The organism is Paenibacillus andongensis, assembly GCF_025369935.1.
In the GTDB taxonomy this organism is placed as follows: Bacteria; Bacillota; Bacilli; order Paenibacillales; family NBRC-103111; genus Paenibacillus_E; species Paenibacillus_E andongensis.
This window is the reverse complement of sequence record NZ_CP104467.1, coordinates 3,722,822-3,742,820: the sequence shown is the minus strand read 5'-3', so window position 1 is coordinate 3,742,820 and position 19,999 is coordinate 3,722,822. Positions and strand designations below refer to the sequence as shown.

The 19,999-nt window shown below is 45.9% G+C and carries 15 protein-coding genes; all 15 read right to left on the bottom strand.

Annotated elements, in window-relative coordinates; translation table 11 throughout:
• Nucleotides 1–2 precede the first annotated feature (2 nt).
• Nucleotides 3–365 carry a hypothetical protein gene (locus tag NYR53_RS16610; protein WP_261306150.1) on the bottom strand — a complete coding sequence of 121 codons (363 nt, stop codon included), beginning with the start codon at nucleotides 363–365 and terminating at the stop codon, nucleotides 3–5.
• Between the two features lie 163 nt (nucleotides 366–528).
• A complete protein-coding gene (locus NYR53_RS16605; RefSeq protein ID WP_261306149.1) occupies nucleotides 529–1,383 on the bottom strand; it encodes a 3-hydroxybutyryl-CoA dehydrogenase in 855 nt (284 codons plus the stop codon).
• A 21-nt stretch (nucleotides 1,384–1,404) separates the two neighbouring features.
• Entirely contained in the window at nucleotides 1,405–2,586 is a 1,182-nt protein-coding gene (locus NYR53_RS16600) for an acetyl-CoA C-acetyltransferase (RefSeq protein WP_261306148.1), read from the bottom strand.
• Nucleotides 2,587–2,607: 21 nt separating this feature from the next.
• Nucleotides 2,608–3,252, bottom strand: coding sequence for a 2-oxo acid dehydrogenase subunit E2 (locus tag NYR53_RS16595; RefSeq protein ID WP_261306147.1), 645 nt, complete (start codon nucleotides 3,250–3,252; stop codon nucleotides 2,608–2,610).
• 12 nt (nucleotides 3,253–3,264) lie between these two features.
• Nucleotides 3,265–4,245, bottom strand: coding sequence for an alpha-ketoacid dehydrogenase subunit beta (locus NYR53_RS16590; RefSeq protein WP_261306146.1), 981 nt, complete (start codon nucleotides 4,243–4,245; stop codon nucleotides 3,265–3,267).
• Nucleotides 4,246–5,256, bottom strand: a complete 1,011-nt coding sequence (locus NYR53_RS16585) for a thiamine pyrophosphate-dependent dehydrogenase E1 component subunit alpha (protein WP_261306145.1) — start codon at nucleotides 5,254–5,256, stop codon at nucleotides 4,246–4,248.
• Nucleotides 5,257–5,280: 24 nt separating this feature from the next.
• The gene (gene icmF / locus NYR53_RS16580) at nucleotides 5,281–8,556 is read right to left on the bottom strand and encodes a fused isobutyryl-CoA mutase/GTPase IcmF (RefSeq protein WP_261306400.1); all 3,276 of its coding nucleotides are present in this window, start codon (nucleotides 8,554–8,556) and stop codon (nucleotides 5,281–5,283) included.
• 26 nt (nucleotides 8,557–8,582) lie between these two features.
• Nucleotides 8,583–9,725, bottom strand: a complete 1,143-nt coding sequence (locus tag NYR53_RS16575; protein ID WP_261306399.1) for an acyl-CoA dehydrogenase — start codon at nucleotides 9,723–9,725, stop codon at nucleotides 8,583–8,585.
• A gap of 86 nt (nucleotides 9,726–9,811) precedes the next feature.
• Nucleotides 9,812–10,720 (bottom strand): methylisocitrate lyase, encoded by a 909-nt coding sequence (prpB, locus tag NYR53_RS16570; protein WP_261306144.1) that lies wholly within the window; start codon nucleotides 10,718–10,720, stop codon nucleotides 9,812–9,814.
• A 39-nt stretch (nucleotides 10,721–10,759) separates the two neighbouring features.
• Nucleotides 10,760–12,208: a bifunctional 2-methylcitrate dehydratase/aconitate hydratase gene (locus tag NYR53_RS16565; protein ID WP_261306143.1), complete on the bottom strand. Its 1,449-nt coding sequence runs from the start codon at nucleotides 12,206–12,208 to the stop codon at nucleotides 10,760–10,762.
• Nucleotides 12,205–13,356 carry a citrate synthase gene (gene mmgD, locus NYR53_RS16560; protein ID WP_261306142.1) on the bottom strand — a complete coding sequence of 384 codons (1,152 nt, stop codon included), beginning with the start codon at nucleotides 13,354–13,356 and terminating at the stop codon, nucleotides 12,205–12,207. Before mmgD ends, NYR53_RS16565 begins: the two co-directional genes overlap by 4 nt.
• Before the next feature lie 36 nt (nucleotides 13,357–13,392).
• Entirely contained in the window at nucleotides 13,393–14,535 is a 1,143-nt protein-coding gene (locus NYR53_RS16555; protein ID WP_261306141.1) for an acyl-CoA dehydrogenase, read from the bottom strand.
• A gap of 285 nt (nucleotides 14,536–14,820) precedes the next feature.
• On the bottom strand, nucleotides 14,821–16,224 hold the full coding sequence (locus tag NYR53_RS16550; RefSeq protein WP_261306140.1) for an MFS transporter: 1,404 nt from the start codon (nucleotides 16,222–16,224) through the stop codon (nucleotides 14,821–14,823).
• Nucleotides 16,225–16,695: 471 nt separating this feature from the next.
• Entirely contained in the window at nucleotides 16,696–18,258 is a 1,563-nt protein-coding gene (locus NYR53_RS16545) for an S-layer homology domain-containing protein (protein ID WP_261306139.1), read from the bottom strand.
• A 94-nt stretch (nucleotides 18,259–18,352) separates the two neighbouring features.
• Entirely contained in the window at nucleotides 18,353–19,855 is a 1,503-nt protein-coding gene (locus tag NYR53_RS16540; protein ID WP_261306138.1) for a DUF4153 domain-containing protein, read from the bottom strand.
• Nucleotides 19,856–19,999 lie beyond the last annotated feature (144 nt).

Sequence of the window (19,999 nt, the reverse complement as noted above, 5' to 3'; positions counted from 1 at the left end):
CCTTATTTATCCTTGTCCCTATCTTTATTTTTATCATTCATTTTGTTCAAATAAGTCTCAAGCTCATCTTCAATTTCCACATTAATCTTCTCAAGTTCCTTTTGTTCTGATTCACTAAGCACTTCAAATTCCCCTTCAAGTTCCTCTTCAATTTCCTCATTCGTCATCTGAAAATCGTTACGATCCACGATGCCTAATCGTTCTTTTATTCTCTGTACATCTTCATACATTTTTTTATTTCTTTGATGTGTACTTAAAACAAGCCCAAAAATACCTGCCAGTAAAACGATCCCCCCATATGGCCCAAGATAAATAGATATCAATATTGCAAAAATAATGGCTGTAATAATTCCAATAATCGTCATTCGTTTATTCCTTTCGGTGATTGATCAATTTTCAACTACTTCCTTTGGTTTAATTCAATAAATCCCAAAATATCCCTGCACAAACCCCCACATTTCCCAATTCTTATGGTCGAATCAAAAAGGACAGCCCTATGTGAAGTGACTGTCCGCAGAAATCTTTTTTTCAACCATGATACGAATAAAAACCCTGACCAGATTTGCGCCCCAAACGACCTGCTTTGACGTACTTCCGCAGAAGTGGACACGGTCGATATTTTGAATCCTTAAAGCCTTCATAAAGGACTTCCATGATGGATAGGCATGTATCCAATCCAATGAAATCCGCCAACTCTAGCGGTCCCATGGGGTGCTTCATACCAAGCTTCATCACCGTATCGACTGATTCAACAGATGCAACGCCTTCATATATGGTAAAAATTGCTTCGTTAATCATCGGCATCAAGATGCGATTCGACACAAACCCAGGAAAGTCTTTCACTTCCACAGGGGTCTTCCCCATCTTTTCGCTCAGTTTACATACAGCTTCGAACACTTCCTGTGAAGTTTCCAAACCACGGATGACTTCAACTAAAGGCATAACCGGAACCGGGTTCATGAAATGCATGCCAATTACCTGTGCCGGACGCCCCGTAACCGCGGCAATTTCGGTAATGGGAAGCGAGGACGTATTCGATGCCAAGATCGTTTTTGGCGGGCATATCGCATCCAACCTTTGGAATAGTGAAGTTTTCAACACCATATTCTCGGAAATGGCTTCTATCACAAGATCTACCTGTTCCGCTAGTTCTAATTGCTCCGCAGGCCCAATCCGACTTCGAATTTCAGCTTTCCTAACTTCAGTAAGACTTCCTTTCTCAACACCTCTAGATAGTTGTTTGTCTATCGAAGCTAACCCTCGATCAATAACCGCTATGGAAATATCATGCAATAGCACATTCAAGCCCGAAGCTGCAGCAACTTGAACGATGCCACTCCCCATTTGTCCCGCACCTACAACCATGATAGTCTGTAGAATCATCTTTTCACCCCCTTCACGAACTTATGGATCTACATGCAAAAGAATCGCATCTCCTTGAGCTGCGCCGCTGCATATCGCAGCTATGCCATAGCCTCCACCAATTCTCCGCAGTTCATGGATCAAAGTCAGAATAATCCGCGCTCCGCTGGCGCCAATGGGGTGACCCAGAGCAATCGCTCCGCCATTTACGTTGACGATCTCCGGATTCCAGCCAAGTAATCTTCCACTGGTTAGCATCACGGCCGCAAATGCCTCATTTACTTCAAACCTATCGATTTGCTTAAGCGACATAGCCGTTTGACGTAATAGCTTCTGAATCGCCATGGCTGGTGTAGTCGCGATATATGGCGCTCTTTCGCCTACAGCAGCGTGACCTATAATCCTAGCCAGAGGCTTTATCCCCTGAGAAACTGCCTTCTCTTTGGACATAACCACCATAGCTGCAGCACCGTCATTAACGCCAGGGGCGTTACCGGCTGTTATAGTTCCATCCTTAGAGAACAAGGAAGGTAATGCAGCAAGCTTTTCAAAACTTGTATCTGCTCGGGGGACTTCATCTTGACTAATCGCAATGGTTCCTTCTTTACTCTCGATCGTTACTGGAACGATTTCCTCCGCAAAATATCCTTTATTCATCGCTTCTACAGCTCGAATATGACTGCGGAGAGCCCATTCATCTTGATTTTTACGGCTAATTCCGAACTCTCCGGCAACCGTGCTGCCATGAACGATCATATGCACGTTGTGAAAAGAACACCATAAACCATCATGAATCATAAGGTCCACGAGGCTTTGATCTCCCATTCTTGCTCCCCACCTAGCGCTTGGCAGGGCAAATGGTGCGTTACTCATGCTTTCCATCCCACCGGCTACAATAATATCTGCATCCCCTGAACGTATAATTTGATCGGCCATTGTCACACATCTCAGTCCGGAAGCGCACACTTTGTTGATGGTCTCCGTCGTTACGCTCCAATCTAAACCAGCCCACCTTGCAGCCTGGCGAGAGGGAATTTGTCCCGTTCCTCCCTGCAGCACCATACCCATAAGCACTTCGTCAATCGTTGCCGGATCAATCGAGGATCGAACTATTGCCTCTTTAATTGCTGTTCCACCGAGAGTGACGGCCGGGACACCTTTCAAGGCACCGCCCAATTTACCAAACGGGGTTCGGGCACCGCCAACAATGACACTTTCCCTCATGGATACGTCCCCCCATCGTTCTCAATAAATGATCGTTTCTTGATTATATTGTTCCAAATAATACTTAACCCGCTGCATGAACCGACTGCAAATCAACCCATCCGCAATCCGGTAATCATAGGAGAGGCAAAGGTTGGCTATCGAGCGGATTGCAATCATCTCCTGAATAACTACGGGCTTACGGACGATCGACTCCAAAGTCAGTATCGCTGCCTGCTGATTATGAATAATTGGACAGGAAAGCAAGGATCCTACCGAGCCGGTATTACTAAATGTAAATGAAGCCTCAACGAAATCAGAAGGCTGTAAGGAACCACTTCGCGCTCTCTTGACCAATTCATACAGCTCAATCGCGATTCCTGCTATGGATTTATGATCCGCATGATAGATCACTGGGGTTGCGACGGTATCGTGTGAAATAGCAACAACAATCGATAGGTTGATATCCTTTTTGACAAGGATGCTGCCCGAGTGCCAGGTTGAATTCAACAAAGGGAACTCCTTCAAAGCATTCACAATCGGTTTCAATACGAACGGGCTAAGCGAAAGCGGGATGCCCTCTCTACGCATAAAATCATCTTTCAACTCTTGCCGTAATGCGACGATATTACTGACATCCACTTCGATCATCATCCAAGCATGGGGATTTTCAGAGCTCCTCTGCATACCCAGCCTCCTTCAGATTTCCGCTAATTGGCGCATGGCTTCTTTGACGATGTCGACATTCGGCAGGTAAAACTTCTCTAAGGTTGGCGCCATGCCAACAGGGGGTATATCAGGAGGGCAGCATCTCATAATAGGTGCATCCAATTCGTACAACAGGTGTTCTGCAATTAGAGCAGATATTTCAGCACCAATGCCACCTGTTTTATTATCTTCGTGGACGATCAATATTTTACCGGTTTTGGCTGCCGCCTCATAAATAGCAGACTTATCGAGCGGATGAAGCGTCCGCAAATCCAATATCTCTGTACTTACCCCATCTTGTTCCAGCTCAAACGCAGCTTTTATTGCGTAATGCACCGACAAACCGTAGGCAATCACTGTGATATCCGCACCCTCGCGCCTTATGGCTGCTTTGCCAATAGGAACTGTGTAATCTTCATCAGGTACTTCATCGGATATCGAGAGATAGCATTTCTTATGTTCGAAAAAAAGGACAGGATCCTCGTCCCGCACGGCCGCTTTCAGTAAACCTTTGGCATCGTATGCTGTAGACGGCGCTACAATCTTGAGTCCCGGCGTGCCAAAAAAGACCGATTCCGGACACTGTGAGTGATACAATCCGCCTCCGCCTGTCGCGCCGTAAGGTGCGCGAATAACGATTGGACACTGCCAGTCATTATTCGAGCGATAACGGATTTTCGCGGCCTCGCTTATGATTTGATTAGCTGCTGGGAAAATAAAATCGGCAAATTGGATTTCAGCAATCGGCCTCATTCCGACCATAGCTGCTCCAATTGCCACACCCACGATGGCAGATTCTGAGAGTGGCGTGTCTAGGACCCTCAGTTCACCGAACCGATCGCGCATGCCTTTCGTCGCATTCAGAACGCCGCCCTTCCCAATATCCTCTCCGAGCACAAAAACATGCTCATCGCGTTCCATTTCCTCGATCATCGCACGACGAATGGCCTCCAAATACGTTAAGATTGGCATTTAAGCATCACTCCCATCTTCCGCATAAACATGCCGTAAAACATCCTCGGGAGCCGGATATGGGGCTTTTTCAGCATATTTCGTTGCTTCATTCACTTCTTTAGTAACACTCTCATTCAGCATTTGTTCGATCTCTTCAGACATAACACCGCATTCGATCAAATAACGACGAAACCGCTGCAAGCCGTCCTGCTCCTTATGGTATTCTACCTCTTCCTTGGTCCGGTACAGCATATCATCATCTGCGGTGGAATGCGGCGGAATTCGATAAAGCATCGCCTCGATCAACGTCGGCCCATACCCGCGAACGGCACGCTCCCTCGCTTCTTTGACCGCGCGATACACCTCCAGCGTGTCATTTCCGTCAACTCGCTGACCCGGGAAGCCATAGCCTGCGGCACGATCGACAACACGTCCGGCAACCTGTCTATGCGCAGGAATGGAAATAGCATACTGGTTATTTTCACAAAGAAAGATAACAGGCAGCTTGAATACACCGGCAAAATTGAACGCTTCGTGGACATCCCCTTGATTGCTCGCCCCTTCGCCAAAGCTGACAAAAGCGACATGATCTTCCTTTTTCATCATGGACGTTAATGCGATGCCAACAGCATGCAAGGCTTGCGTGGCAACCGGACTTGATCCTGAAACAATATGATGCTTCTTATAGCCAAAATGCCCTGGCATCTGCCTTCCCCCGTTAATGTCCTCCGCTTTAAATAAGGCTGCCAGCATGAGTTCACGCACGGTCATGCCTACAGTTAGGACAAAGGCATAATCCCTGTAATAAGGCAGAAAATAGTCGTGCTGCTTATTTAATGCGAACGCCGCTGCCACCTGGGTAGCTTCTTGACCGATGCTGGAGATATGAAAGGCCGTTTTGCCTGACCGTTGAAGAAGGGTTGCTCGCTCGTCAAACTTCCTTGCTTTGAGCATGAAGGTATACATCTGCAGCACCTGTTCATCGGTTAAACCGAGCTGTTGATGCTTGGTAACTTGCTGAGAAGACATAGGAACTCCTCCTCTCTCCTGCTGCTACATATTTCTGCGATATTGCCCGCCTACCTGATACAGCGCGTGGGTAATTTGCCCCAAGCTTGCTACCTTGACCGTTTCCATCAATTCGGCGAAAATGTTGCCGCCATCCAGCGCAATTTGCTGCAGCTTTGCCAAAGATTTGGGTGATTCTGTTTGGTTTCTCGAGAGGAACTCCCTGAGATTCGTAATTTGCTGCTCTTTTTCTTGCGTTGTTGCCCGAGCGAGCGGGATATTCAGGTCATTTTCTTTGGAAGGATTAGGATGAAGGAACGTATTCACACCAATAATGGGCAGCTCGCCATGATGTTTTTTCATTTCATACAGCATCGATTCATTCTGGATTTTACCCCTTTGATACTGAGACTCCATGGCTCCGAGTACGCCGCCCCTTTCGCTAATTCGTTCTAATTCCTGCAGTACAGCCTCCTCAACCAAATCGGTTAATTCCTCAATAATGAAAGATCCCTGCAGCATGTTTTCGTTTTTAACAAAACCAAGCTCCTTCGTGATGATCAATTGAATCGCCATTGCTCGGCGCACAGATTCCTCTGTTGGTGTTGTTATCGCCTCGTCATACGAATTCGTATGCAGCGAGTTGCAGTTATCAAGAAGGGCCATCAGCGCTTGCAGCGTGGTTCGGATATCATTAAAATCAATTTCCTGCGCATGCAGAGATCGCCCTGACGTTTGGATATGATATTTCAACTTTTGGCTGCGTTCATTAGCGTTATACTTGTTCTTCATAACCGTAGCCCATATTCGCCGAGCCACCCGTCCAATCACGGTATATTCCGGATCAAGTCCATTGCTGAAAAAGAAGGACAGATTCGGAGCAAAGTCATCAATCGGCATGCCTCTAGCCAAATAATACTCCACATAGGTAAATCCGTTAGCCAGTGTAAAAGCGAGCTGTGAAATCGGATTCGCCCCCGCCTCGGCAATGTGATAGCCCGAAATAGAAACCGAGTAATAATTACGGACTTCATGATCGATAAAATATTGCTGAATATCACCCATCATCCGCAGTGCGAACTCCGTGGAAAAAATGCACGTATTCTGTCCCTGATCCTCCTTCAAAATGTCAGCCTGTACGGTCCCTCTCACCGATTTCAGCGTCTGACTGCGGATCTGATTTGCCTCTGCATCGTTTGGAAGTCTACCCTTTTCGCGAGAGAATTGTTCGATCTGGAAATCGATCGCTGTGTTCATATACATCGCGAGAAGAATCGGTGCTGGTCCGTTGATCGTCATTGAAACCGAAGTCAACGGATCACACAGATCGAACCCGGCATACAACTTTTTCATATCGTCTAATGAACAGACACTAACTCCGCTCTCACCGATCTTGCCGTAAATGTCCTGCCGTTCATCTGGATCTTCTCCATACAAAGTGACGGAGTCGAAAGCTGTGCTGAGACGCTTGGCTTGATCGTTCTGGGACAAATAATGAAAGCGCAGATTCGTGCGTTCCGGCGTCCCTTCGCCTGCAAACTGGCGCTTGGGGTCCTCCGCTGTTCGTTTGAAAGGAAAAACACCTGCTGTAAAGGGAAATTCACCTGGAACATTCTCACGGTACATCCAGCGAATGAGATCTCCTGCATCGCGGTATTTCGGTAGGCTTACCTTCGGGATGTCCAGCCCTGACAAGCTTGACGTTGTCAGCTCTGTCACGTAATCTTTATCCCTTACACGGGTAGTGAATGTTCTGCCAGTGTATTTTCTTTGCAGCTCTGGCCACTGAGCGAGTAGGTTGCGAGTTTCTTTTTGCATACGGTTCTCGACATTCATCTTAAGTGTTTGAAGCACAGATATACTTTCGTCCGCTACTAACTCTTGCTGTAAGGCTGATATAGCTCCTTCAATTCGGTAGCAGGTAGTGGCCAGCTCAGCTTCCCCTTCTGCAAACGCATGATATGCCCGAACCGTATTCGCGATTTCTCCTAAATACCTTGTGCGATCAGCTGGTATGATGACATGCGTCTTAACAGCAGCATGACCAGTCGATAATCCATGAACAGGCCACTGCAAAGCACATTTACGATTCAAGGAATCGACGAGTGCATGGAATAACGCATCCACCCCAGCATCGTTAAATTGACTAGCCATCGTGCCATAGACAGGCATGTTTTCAAAATTCAAATCAAATAAACCGTGATTTCTCTGAACTTGCTTCTTCACATCTCGAAGCGCATCCGCAGAGCCTCTGCGATCGAATTTATTAATCGCGATCAGGTCTGCGTAATCAAGCATATCAATCTTCTCTAATTGCGAAGGTGCACCGAATTCGCTTGTCATCACATAGAGAGACACATCGGCAACTTCAGTGATCTGATGATCACCTTGACCTATTCCGCTGGTTTCCACCATAACGAGATCAAAGCCGGCCGCCTTCAAGACGGCAATGGCAGGAGCAACAGCCATGGACAGCTCATTGCCTGAACCCCGAGTTGCCATACTTCGCATATACACGCGGTCGTTGTGAACAGCATTCATGCGGATGCGATCCCCAAGCAAAGCGCCGCCGCTTCGCTGCTTGGTTGGATCGATCGATAGGATAGCGATGGTTTTATCCGGGTACTGGCGCAGAAAACGCTGGACTATTTCATCGGTTAGGGAGCTTTTTCCCGCTCCGCCTGTGCCCGTGATGCCAATGACTGGACATGCGGTCACAGTCGACTGCATATTACCTATTGTCACTAACTCCGATTTGGATTCCCTGCTTTCACAAGCTAGTTCGACAGCTGTAATGAAGCGGGCTATCGACCTATGATCTTTGAATTGCCCTACTCCGCTTACTTCACCTACTTCACAACCTTGGGCATAGCCAGAAACCGGACTAAAATTACACTCCTTCATCATGAAGTTAATCATCCCTTGCAAGCCAAGCTCCCTTCCATCGTCAGGTGAAAATAGGCGAGTAACGCCGTAGTCATGCAGCATTTTGATTTCTGAAGGAAGGATCACTCCCCCTCCGCCACCGAAGACTTTGATCTCAGGAGCTCCTTTTTCCCGCAATAAATCCATCATATAAGTAAAGTACTCGACGTGCCCGCCTTGATAGGAGGATACGGCAATTCCTTGAACGTCCTCTTGAATAGCTGCTTGCACAATCTCACTAACAGATCGGTTATGCCCTAAATGAATGACCTCCGCTCCGCTGGCTTGAAGAATTCGCCGCATGATCGTAATGGACACATCATGGCCGTCAAATAAAGCAGAAGCCGTTACGAATCTCACATTATGCTTCGCACGATAGTTGGTTTCCGAACCCACAGTTGACACGGCTGCACCTCCCTTCCTCAATCTGCCAGAAGGCTCCGAGAAATAACCATTTGCTGGATTTCGTTCGTCCCTCCATAGATTTGCGAAATCTTGGCATCGCGCATATAACGTTCAACGGGGAAGGCTTTCGTATAGCCATATCCCCCAAAGATTTGAACAGCTTCTACCGTCACCTCCATGGCCGTGTCTCCAGCAAAAAGCTTGGCATAAGCAGATTCTTTGCCATACGGTAACCCGTGACTTTCTCGCCAAGCGGCTTGATACGTCAGTAGTCTAGCTGCCTCGATTTGGGTTGCCATATTCGCAAGCTTAAAGCCAATGGCCTGCTGCTGAGCAATCGGCTTTCCAAACTGCTTGCGGTCTTTGGCATAGGAGAGCGAGGCATCCAGCGCACCTTGTGCGATCCCTACCGCTTGAGCCGCGATTCCAATTCTAGCTCCGTCAAGCGCACGCATGGCGATCTCAAACCCATCTCCTTCATTTCCGAGGCGATTTTCCATGGGTATGCGGCAGTTATCAAAGAGGATCTCCGAAGTTGGTGATGAACGAATGCCCAATTTTCTTTCCTTTTTGCCAAACGTAAATCCGGGTGTATCTTTTTCTATAATAAAAGCGCTGCAGTCCTTATGCTTTTGCGAGGGGTTTGTCGAAGCCAACACGATATAAATGTCCGCAGCACCTGCATTGGTAATGAATTTATTGGAACCGTTTAATACATAGTGATCACCATCTAGTATGGCTGTTGTTTCCATGGAACCTATCTCGGAGCCTGAGCCAACCTCTGTCAGACCACATGCTCCAAGCTTCTTTCCTTCTGCCATCGGACGTAAAAACCTTATTTTCTGCTCCTCCGTCCCAAATGTATAAATTGGCCATCCCGCAAGCGAAATATGTGCTAACAGAGTAATACCTGTAGAGGCGCACACACGAGATAATTCCTCTACAACTAGACAATATGTCACATAATCGGAGCCAAGCCCGCCATAGTCTTCAGCCCAAGGAATCCCCGTCAAACCAAGCTCTCCCATTATGTCAAATAAGGTCCGATCAAACCGTTCATCCTCATCTCGAAGTGCCGCACTCGGTGCCACCTCGTTTTCGGCGAAATCACGGACCATATTGCGAACCATTTCCAGTTCCTCCGACAAGCCAAAGTCCATAGCCATAACGACCTCCTCCTGATGACTTATGTGTACGCAAAGACCCCACCGACAACAGCAGATCAGTGAGGATGTTTCAAAGGCCGCTACTCATTTTCATTCAAAATCGTTTTAGCAATTGTTTCATCTAATGCTTCATAATCGTAATATCGAATCGTATCATACAGCTCACTCCGGGTTTGCATATGGCTAAGAGATTCCTTCTGAGATCCTGTTTGACTGATTTCCTCAAATACTCTTTCATAGGCTTTGGCAGCTACGCGAAGCGAAGTCACCGGGTAAATCACCATATGAAATCCCCAGCTTTCAAATTGCTCCGCCGTATAATACGGTGTTCGTCCAAATTCCGTCATATTCGCTAAAAGTGGTCCCTTCACTTCTTGGCTGAAGTATTGAAAATCCTCTTGACTCTCCAGAGCTTCTGGAAAAATCGCATCCGCTCCGGCTGCGAGATATTGCTGTGCTCTACGAATCGCTTCCTCCATGCCCTCGACGCTTTTGGCGTCCGTACGCGCAACGATATATAAAGTCGGACTCACTGCTTTGATCGTTCGAATTTTTTGAACCATTTCCTCAGCCGAAATAAGCTTCTTTCCATTCAAATGACCGCATTTCTTCGGCATATCCTGATCCTCGATCTGTACGGCTGCGACTTTCGCCTCCACCATTTCCTTAGCTGTCCGTGCTACGTTTAAAATACCGCCGAATCCCGTGTCTATATCGACAAGTAGAGGAAGACCCGATGCCCGAACCAGCTCTCGGGCACGTTCCGCCACCTCATTCGAGTAAATGAGGCCCAAATCAGGCAGTCCCCTGCTAGCTGTATAAGCTGCTCCCGATAAATAAATGGCTTTAAAATGAGTCTGTTTAGCTATTCTCGCAGCCATTCCGTCGTGTGTACCAGGGATTTTGACAATGGGACCAGCATCAACAAGCTGACGAAATTCAGCGGCCAATCGTTGTTGATCCGGTTCTTCTTCAATCAGCCATGACATAGTGACCTCCTGCATCTTGCGAGCTTTATTAACCAATGATCAAATAACGAAATGCGCCATAAACTCATGAACGGGCGTACGAGCCAACGCCTCATAATCAAGAGAGAGCTTCAGTATTTCTGTCGACTTCTTACGAGGAAACCGAGTCAGTAAATTAGCTTCATATTTTTCAATCACTTTCGGCAAACCTTCCTCACGCCGTCTGCGATGCCCGATCGGATATTCGCTAACGACTTTCTCCGTTTTCGTGCCGTCTTTGAAATGAACTTGAACCGCGTTGGCGATCGAACGTTTATCAGGATCCAAGTAATCTTTGCTATACTGCTCATCCTCGACCACGACCATTTTCTCCCTAAGTGCATCAATCCGAGGATCTACAGCGACCGTCTCCTCATAATGCTCAGCGGTCAATGAGCCAAAAAGCAGCCCTATCGCAACCATGTATTGAAGACAATGATCCCGATCAGCAGGATTGTGCAAGGGTCCCTTCTTATCAATAATTCGAATCGCAGATTGATGGGTAGTCAATGTGATATGAGCAATCTCATCCAGTCGCTTATGTACCGTAGGGTACAGCTCCAAAGCGCATTCGACGGCGGTTTGAGCATGAAATTCAGCGGGAAATGATATTTTGAATAAAATATTTTCCATCACATAGGAGCCTAGTGAACGACCTAATGTCAGTTCTTTTCCTTGAAACAACACATCTTGGAAGCCCCAGTTTTTCGCAGTAAGAGCAGACGAATAGCCCATTTCACCACCTACAGCCATCAAAGCTAACCGTACCGCGCGACTAGTCGCATCACCGGCTGCCCATGATTTACGTGAACCTGTATTCGGTGCATGTCGATACGTTCTTAAGCTAGCCCCATCAATCCATGCGTTGGAAAGCGCGCTGCACAGCTCTTCTCTGTTTGCTCCCAACATTGCCGCAGCAACGGCTGTTGAGGCTATTTTCACAAAATGAACATGGTCCAGCCCTACTCGGTTTAAGCTGTTCTCAAGAGCTAGCACTCCCTGAATCTCATGTGCTTTAATCGTCATGGTGAGGACATCCTTCATAGTGAGCGGCTTTTTCCCCGCAGCAACTTGATTGCGGCTAAGATAATCGGCGACGGCAAGAATACTGCCTAGATTATCCGAAGGATGCCCCCATTCGGCTGCCAGCCATGTATCGTTATAATCCAGCCAACGAATCATACAGCCGATATTAAAAGCCGCATGGACAGGGTCTAGCTCGTATCTCGTCCCTGGCACACGGGCACCCCCTGGTAAGTTTGCACCTGGTACAATCGGACCCAAATGCTTCGTACAATCCGGGAATCGTAAAGCGAGTAATCCGGTGCCAAGTGAATCCAATAAAACATGCTGCGCGATGTGGTATGCTTCTTCACTTTCAATCCCTTTAGCCATTGTATAATCGGCAATCTCCTCGATTAAGGGATCAAAGGTCATCTCCTTATTCTCTAAATACCCGGAATCACTCATTCGCATTCGCCCTTTCTGCTTAAGCGATTCTGCTGTTGAGGAGGGTGTAGATCTCGAGATCCCTTATAATGAACACGCGGTCGAAAGAGTCGATTATGATCATGTTGTTCAATCACATGCGCGCTGATGCCGATGGTCCGGGCAGCAAGAAATACCGGTGTAAACAATTCAATTGGAATTCCAAGCAAATAGTAAACAGGAGCTGCATAATAATCCAAATTCGGATGCAAATTCTTTTCACGCTTCATGACTTCTTCCCCAAGAACACACATGTTGTAGAGCTCTGGTTGATGTTTCTCTAATGCGAGTCCAGCTAGTGCTTCTTTCATTAGCAGTGCACGGGGATCTGCCTTTTTCATATAAACCCGATGTCCAAAGCCCATAATTCGTTCTTTCTTTGCTAATTTATTTAACATAAGTGCTTCAAGACTTGCTTCCGATCCCGCTTCCAAAAGCATAGCCATGACCGCTTCATTCGCACCGCCGTGCAGTGTCCCTTTGAGTGAAGCAACCGCGCCAGTTAAGGCACCATAAAGATCGGATTGTGTAGATGCAATGACACGCGCAGCAAACGTAGAATTCGGCATTTCATGCTCACTATAGACGATCAGTGATTGATCAAAGATAGCTTCTTCCATCTTGGTTGGGATACGTCCCGTGATCATATATAAGAAATTAGCGGTATAGGATAGCTCTTTGCGCGGGTCTATGAATGGTTGCTTCTTCTGCGCGCGATATCCGTTGGCTACAATTTCCGGCACTTTCGCGAGCAATCGAATGGCTTTACGGGTATTGGCTTCTCTGGAACGATCCTCAAGATCGGTATCGTAACTAGCTATAGCGGAGATGCCTGTTCGCAGAACATCCATGAAGTCGGCTTGCTCCGGGAGTAGTTGTAGAATCGCGTTCACATTTGAAGGTAAACCATATTCCGCTCTCAACTTCTCTTCGATGTCATGCCGTTCATCTGGATTAGGCAGCGCTCCGTCTAGAAGCAGACCCACAATGTCCAGATAGGTTACATGTTGGGCAAGCTCAATAAGGTCATACCCGCGAACAACAATTTCCTCCTTCTCCACATCCAGATACGAGATGTTCGTCTCGCTAGCAATGACATTTTCAAGTCCAGGCACATAGTCGTCACTCATTTCTTCACTCTCCCTTCCTCCGTTCGTTCACTTTCTTCAGTCGGCAAGAAGCATTCGTGATATCACAATACGCTGAATCTCATTCGTCCCTTCGTATATTTGGGTCACCTTCGCATCGCGCAAAAACCGCTCCACAGGGAAATCCTTAGTATAACCGTCCCCTCCAAAAATTTGCACAGCCTCAATGCACACCTTAACGGCGGTATCACTGGCGAAAAGCTTGGCTATTGCAGCTTGTTTGCCATAGGTTACCCCCTTGCTTTCACGCCAAGCGGCCTGATAGGTAAGCAGTCTAGCTGCTTCAATCTGCGTTGCCATATCAGCAATTTTAAAAGCCATCGTTTGCTGTTCACCGATCGGCATTCCCAATTGACTTCGCTCTTTTGCATAGGCGATTGAAGCATCTAGCGCACCTTGCGCAATGCCAAGTGCTTGAGCAGCAATGCCGATACGTCCGCCATCCAGACTTTTCATGGCAATTCGGAAGCCTTCACCCTCCGGCCCTAGCAAGTTTTCCGCAGGAACACGGCAATTCTCAAACCTCAGTTCCATTGTCGGCGAAGAACGGATGCCCAACTTCTTTTCTTTGCTGCCTAAAATGAATCCAGAGACTCCCTTTTCCACGATAAACGCGCAGCACCCTTTTTGCCTTTGCTGCAAATCCGTCATCGCAAAAACAATGTAAACCTCCGCCTCCCCTCCGTTTGTTACAAATAGTTTGGAGCCGCTCAGGACATAACTGTCCCCGTCCTTTGTCGCTGTTGTCCTCATCGCCCCAGCATCGGAGCCGGAACCACTTTCCGTCAAGCTATAAGCTCCCAACTTCTTGCCTTCTGCTAAAGGCAGCAAAAACTTTTGTTTCTGTTCTTCTGTGCCATACTTATAAATCGCCCAACTGACTAGAGAGGTATGAACGGAAAGCATAACTCCAGTGGAACCACATACCCTAGAAAGCTCTTCAACAACCATGGCATACGTTAGAAAATCAGACTGGAGGCCACCGTATGCTTTCGGCCACGGAATACCCGTCAAACCAAGCTTCCCCATTTTATCGAATATAACTCGATCAAATCTCTCTTCTTCATCCCGCTCAGCAGCCGTCGGCTCTATTTCGTTAATCGCAAACTCACGCACCATGGAACGAATCATGTTCTGTTCATCCGTATAGGTCACATGCATCCGTCTGCCTCCTTCGACATGATGGTCTTTCCTTCATGTGCTGCTGAGGTTATATTCGGTCGATAGATAGAATGGGACAAGCTGTAATCGCTTTCATATTTATGTTTTATATATACACCCTTTTACAAATGCTTATACCTTCGGGGCTGCATGATTTTAAACGACGCTTCGTAATGATAATAAAAGCATCCTATACTTTTAGTGTTCCACTCCTAAGGGTGAAAAAATGAAAGAGCCAGACCTTGTACAGGTTGGGCTCTTCCATATTCATCGTTATGCCATTATTTATGCCGGATCATTGACTAGCTGTTGATTAGTTTTGCCAAAAGAAGCGAAATAAAGCAAAGTGCATGCTATTACAACAAAGCATAAGATCAGAATGAGATTACCATACAAGTAGGCATGCGAGTCTGAAATTAGTGGATGAAGCGGGAAAGCAAGCAGCTCTTTCTCCATCACTTTGGCAACGAGTGCCGTCACGACCGCTCCGGAAATCGTTGAAGTCATATTGAAAAAGCCCATCCCCACGCCAATTTGATGAACTGGCAAGATTTGCGTTACACTTTCCGTTAATGCCGTCTGCATGAAAGAAAATCCGATGTACATCAAAATGAGTGCTACTCCAATGTACCATACCCAAAGTCCGATCGCTGAAGATTGCAGAAGAAGACTTGCCGCGATTAATATCAATCCAAGATATACGACATAATGGCTTCCTCGCTTAACCGTCATATTGCCGGCAATTTTTCCGAAGACAACCGCGCTTATAGCTCCTGGAAACATAATGAGCCCAATATGTTCCGTATCTAGGCCGTACATCTTTCTAAGCATCAGCGGAATTACGAACATGACCGACATTACTGTGCCAAAAATAAGAAACCCAATGATGAGACCATTTCGATAAAGTGAATTTTTGAAAAGAGCAGGCTCGACAAACGGTTCCTTCGCTCTACGAATTTGTACGATAAATAGGACAAATGCGATCAGTACGATTCCTAAATATATCCAATTCCCATTTGTCGTAAACAAGATTAGCATCGATATCACAATGCCAAGCAGTACCGCTCCTACTACATCCAGTTTACCGGTTTTCCGCGGTTCAACGGGCAGAAACCTTTGAAAAAAAGGAATAGCGATGACTACCGGTACCGAAACAAGAAACAAAAAGGCCCAGTGGAACGATCCAGCTATGTATCCGCCTAGTACAGGACCGATCCCAATCGCGAAGGAAACAGTCGATGTGATGATACCAAACATTTTCCCCCGTTCTTTCACTGTGAAAAATCGGGCAACCATGACGAATATCAATGCAGGGATCGCTGATCCGCCAGCACCCTGAATGGCCCGTGATAAGATAACAGCTGGGTACCACGATTGGCATACAAAGCCAAGTATTGATCCAATTGCGTATAAAGAAATTCCGATTGTAATCAATTTTTTGATGCTGTAGATATCGGATAGCTTTCCGAATATAACCATGCCCATACCGAAAACGATAAAAAAGATCGTAACTACCCAGCTTACACCGGAAGCATCCAGCCCGAACTGCTCAGCTATACTTGGGGTGGATACGTTGAATACTGATTCATTCAATACGGCAAAAAAGATAACATAATAAATCCAAATGACACTCTTCTTTATTTCTGAGTTGCTCTCTGCAGAATTAGTTTGACTCTCTACGATATTCATTTCGATTGACTTCCTTCCTCTTTTGCGAATTTCATTTCAATTTCAATTTCAATTTCATTACATCGATCAGACTATTCATTTACTCCTTGATTCACCCCATTTTTTACCAACTTAGTTTTCAATAGTATACCAAACGCACGTTCTCATGTATAGTACTTAACACAACAAAAATAATTGGCTCACGCCGTCCTTTGGTGAGAGCTTTTTGTAGCGGTTGGTGCAAAGGAGTTACTTAACACGTATTTGGTAAAAAATCTACTTGCTTATCAGGGAATTGTTGTATGATGTACAACTTGCCTTTCTACTTCACCATCTCTCCTGCACCGATTCGTATGTCTATACATGTTCCATCCTCTCACTCTGCTCGACAAGTACCCTAGCTACTTACCATGCTAAATAGGTGTAAAGCTTCGTCTTAACAAAAAACTGCCTACTCTCCGTTGTCAGAGATTAAGCAGTCCTTAAGATCGTTTAATTTACATCCACACTCACCATCGCATTAGCTGCCTCGCTATAAATGGTAATCTTATGCGTGCTTTCTTTCAGTGGCTTAGCAGTCAGCCTAACTTCGAAACGGGCGTTCCCATTTTCATCAAATAAATCAGTTGTCCCGAGCGTAGTGCCCGCCTTCACAATCTCGAGGCTTGGATTTTCAGGTGATACAACAGGCACCAAGCTCTTTGAAGTTACCTCTCTGAGATCTAACTGTTTTTTGATGATGGGGTTCCCATACTGGTCAAACAAATTCAATGAAATGGAAGCTTTATCGCCCACTTCAATCAATCTTGTTTTCATATTCGAATAGATAATTTTGTTCGGTTCAATGAAGCTCAGCACAGGCGCGTTGCCAACTTTGAAGCTTCGGGCTGCACTAAGTTTGCTATTATGCACATAAACGGTTACAGGCAAATGTTCGTTCATTTGGGACATTTTGACGTTTGCAATTATATTGAGGTTGCCCCACTCATCCTTTTTAAAATCTGCTGGAGCTGAACCCGCTACAATAGCCGTGAATCCCGAAGTTCCTAGAGTTGCCGTCTCTCCATATTGATTTAGGGCTTTTACTTTAATCGTTGCAGCTGAGCTGTTCGCAATGGTTTCCTCTGGATTGACGAAATTGATTTCGGTTACCTGCTCCGCTTGTGCTCTGAAATAGACTTCATTTCTCGATACCGTTGATGCGTCTAATCCAGAAATTGCAACTGTATACTCACCTTCACTGATCGTTGAAGATGTGAGTAATGTAGCCGATTTGCCATCATCAGACCATGTCACAGTTACCGGAACATGCAATGTTCCTTTACTTAATGTAAGGTTTGCTTTTGTCTTATCTACCGTTTGATTAAACCAAACTTTCACTTTACTTGCTCCAATAGCTTGTGCGCTAACTAACGCGATTTTACCCGGTACATATTGTTGTTTTGCTTCATAAGCGCCAGTGACCAAAAGCTCGCGGGTGGCAGGCATCAGGCCTTCAAAAGCACCAATTGTTTCTGGAAAAAGCTTCAAGTTCAAGGCAAGAGCTACATACCCTTTGGCCCAATTGGAGACAGATCCATCCGTTAATGTCTTATGGCTTGCCTCTGCATCCTTACCTAAGATTCGAATCAAGAAAGCAGCTAACTCTTCCTTTGTCACTAGTCCAGCTGGGTTGTAAGCACCATCGCTAACGCCATTCGTAATGCCAGCTGTTTTCAAAGCTTCAATATAGGGTAAGGCATAGCCATTAGCTTGATCATATGTACTTACATCTGTAAAAGAGGAAACTCTTAGACCAGCATTAATCGGAAGCTCCAAGATCATCGCTGCCACTTTAGCGAACTGTGCACGGTTCATTTGACTCTTTAAGCCGAAAGTCGTTTCGGTCATTCCATCAAAAATACCCGCGCTAATCATCGCATCGAATTTGGCTTTGGTAGCGGCGTCTAGTTGACTCAAATCCGTGAAGTTAGAAGACGTTTTGCCCAGTGCGACAGATGAGAACATGGATACAGCCATTACGGATGTAAGTACGAAAGTTAATTGTTTTTTCATAACGTTTCATCCTCCTAAGTCTGGGTTTTGTGTTGATAGGGAAAAATACCCAGATACTTCGAAATCGAAACGTATCTTATCATTTTTTTTAAAATTACCTTCTCGCTTGATACTTGGATAAATTCCAGGCAGGCCATGAATCATCTCCAGAGTCTGCTTTAATACGATCTATCGTTGCTTGTAGTGTCACCAACTCAGGATGCTTGACTTGCAGTTCCTTGAGTGGTGGTACCACGTCGGTTGAGAGTCTCCCTAGATATTCAAGGTCGATGATTCCCGTTCTTTCGTACCGCTCCATGTTGTTGATGACGATTCTTTGTTCTATATTCATATAATTCATCACGAGATAGGCCAGAATTGCCGTTGTGATAACCGCTTTTGATAAGGACATCCGTTCTATCCAGATTCGGAAAAAAGCAATGATAAACAGAACACCTAAGAAAATCATGAAGCCATGAACAAGCAATCTCGTTTGGGTGAATCCATAAGCCTCTTCATACAGCGAAAGCCTTCCGTAAGCGGAAATGAGCATCACGATCGTGCATCCGACAAGCATCGTCAGCAGCCCTTTTCGAATATTTTCACCCATTTGCCCGCTGCGGCGGATCGCGTGCAGGCCTGGAAATAGCAGAGAGATGTTGATGATTGCGACAGCTACGAGCTCAGCAAACCCTCTTCGCGCGTACTCCGCATAGAGCACACCATTTGGCAAAAGCCCATTCGCTGCTCCGAATAAATAGGAGAACTGAATGAAAGCGAACAGCACATAGACGACATTGACACATACAAGCAAAGTACCGGCTGTTATTGGATCAATCAGGAACTTTTTGCTTTCAGCAGCAGATTCCTCACTAAACTCTTGAGGCGTCTGGCTGACTTCAAGGACTTTTGGAAAAAGAATTCCCCATAAATAGCAGAAGGTGTATAGGGTTATTGCAATCCCAAAACCGGTACGTACAACCCCCTCAGCAACTGATATTCCGTTGAACCAATGCGGGATTCCTTCTATCCAAGATTGAAAAACACGATCCGCAGAAGCTAACAACCCAATGACGATGAACAATATAGGGGCTGCCAACAATAGACCTGCACCAACTTTCCCTATCTTTCCCCAAGCAGACTCCTTTTCGGTCTTTCTACTCGGCAGCCAAGCTTTGATCATCCCAAATGGTACTGACAAGTAAGCTATCGGCCTGCCAAAGCAGTGTCTCAGCAGATCCTGCAGGAATGTAGCATGATACCATGCGTGTTTACTATTGCGCGATAAGACAATCGTCTGCATCGCCATGCATAAGGGTAAGGCAAGCAAATTAAGCGTATGAAACAGTTTGTTAGCAAACAATGTATACGTCAAAGCAATTAACACAACGGGAGCTAGAAGGAACCAACCGGCTTTATTTTGTCCTTCCCACGGCTCAAAACCGCCTAATCTTCCCTTTATGGCGTAAAAGTAAAGGCTGTAAAAACCAACCACACTAATTAGAACAGAGATGCCGGGAGCATGGTCCCAAAACATGTATTGAACCATGAAACCAAATAAACATGCGTACACAAGCATTAAACTGTATTTTCTTTGCCATGGAGCAGGATCTCTCATTGGACTTTTTCTCCTTTGTTTGACAGATGGTAAGGCAGCCTAAACGTTTGTTATTTCCTGCCTTTTATTGTAACCTGTAAAACAAGAACAAAAAGTGTAAGTTTAAATTTCATAATTTCATATTTTATAAAACGGAGGCTTAAG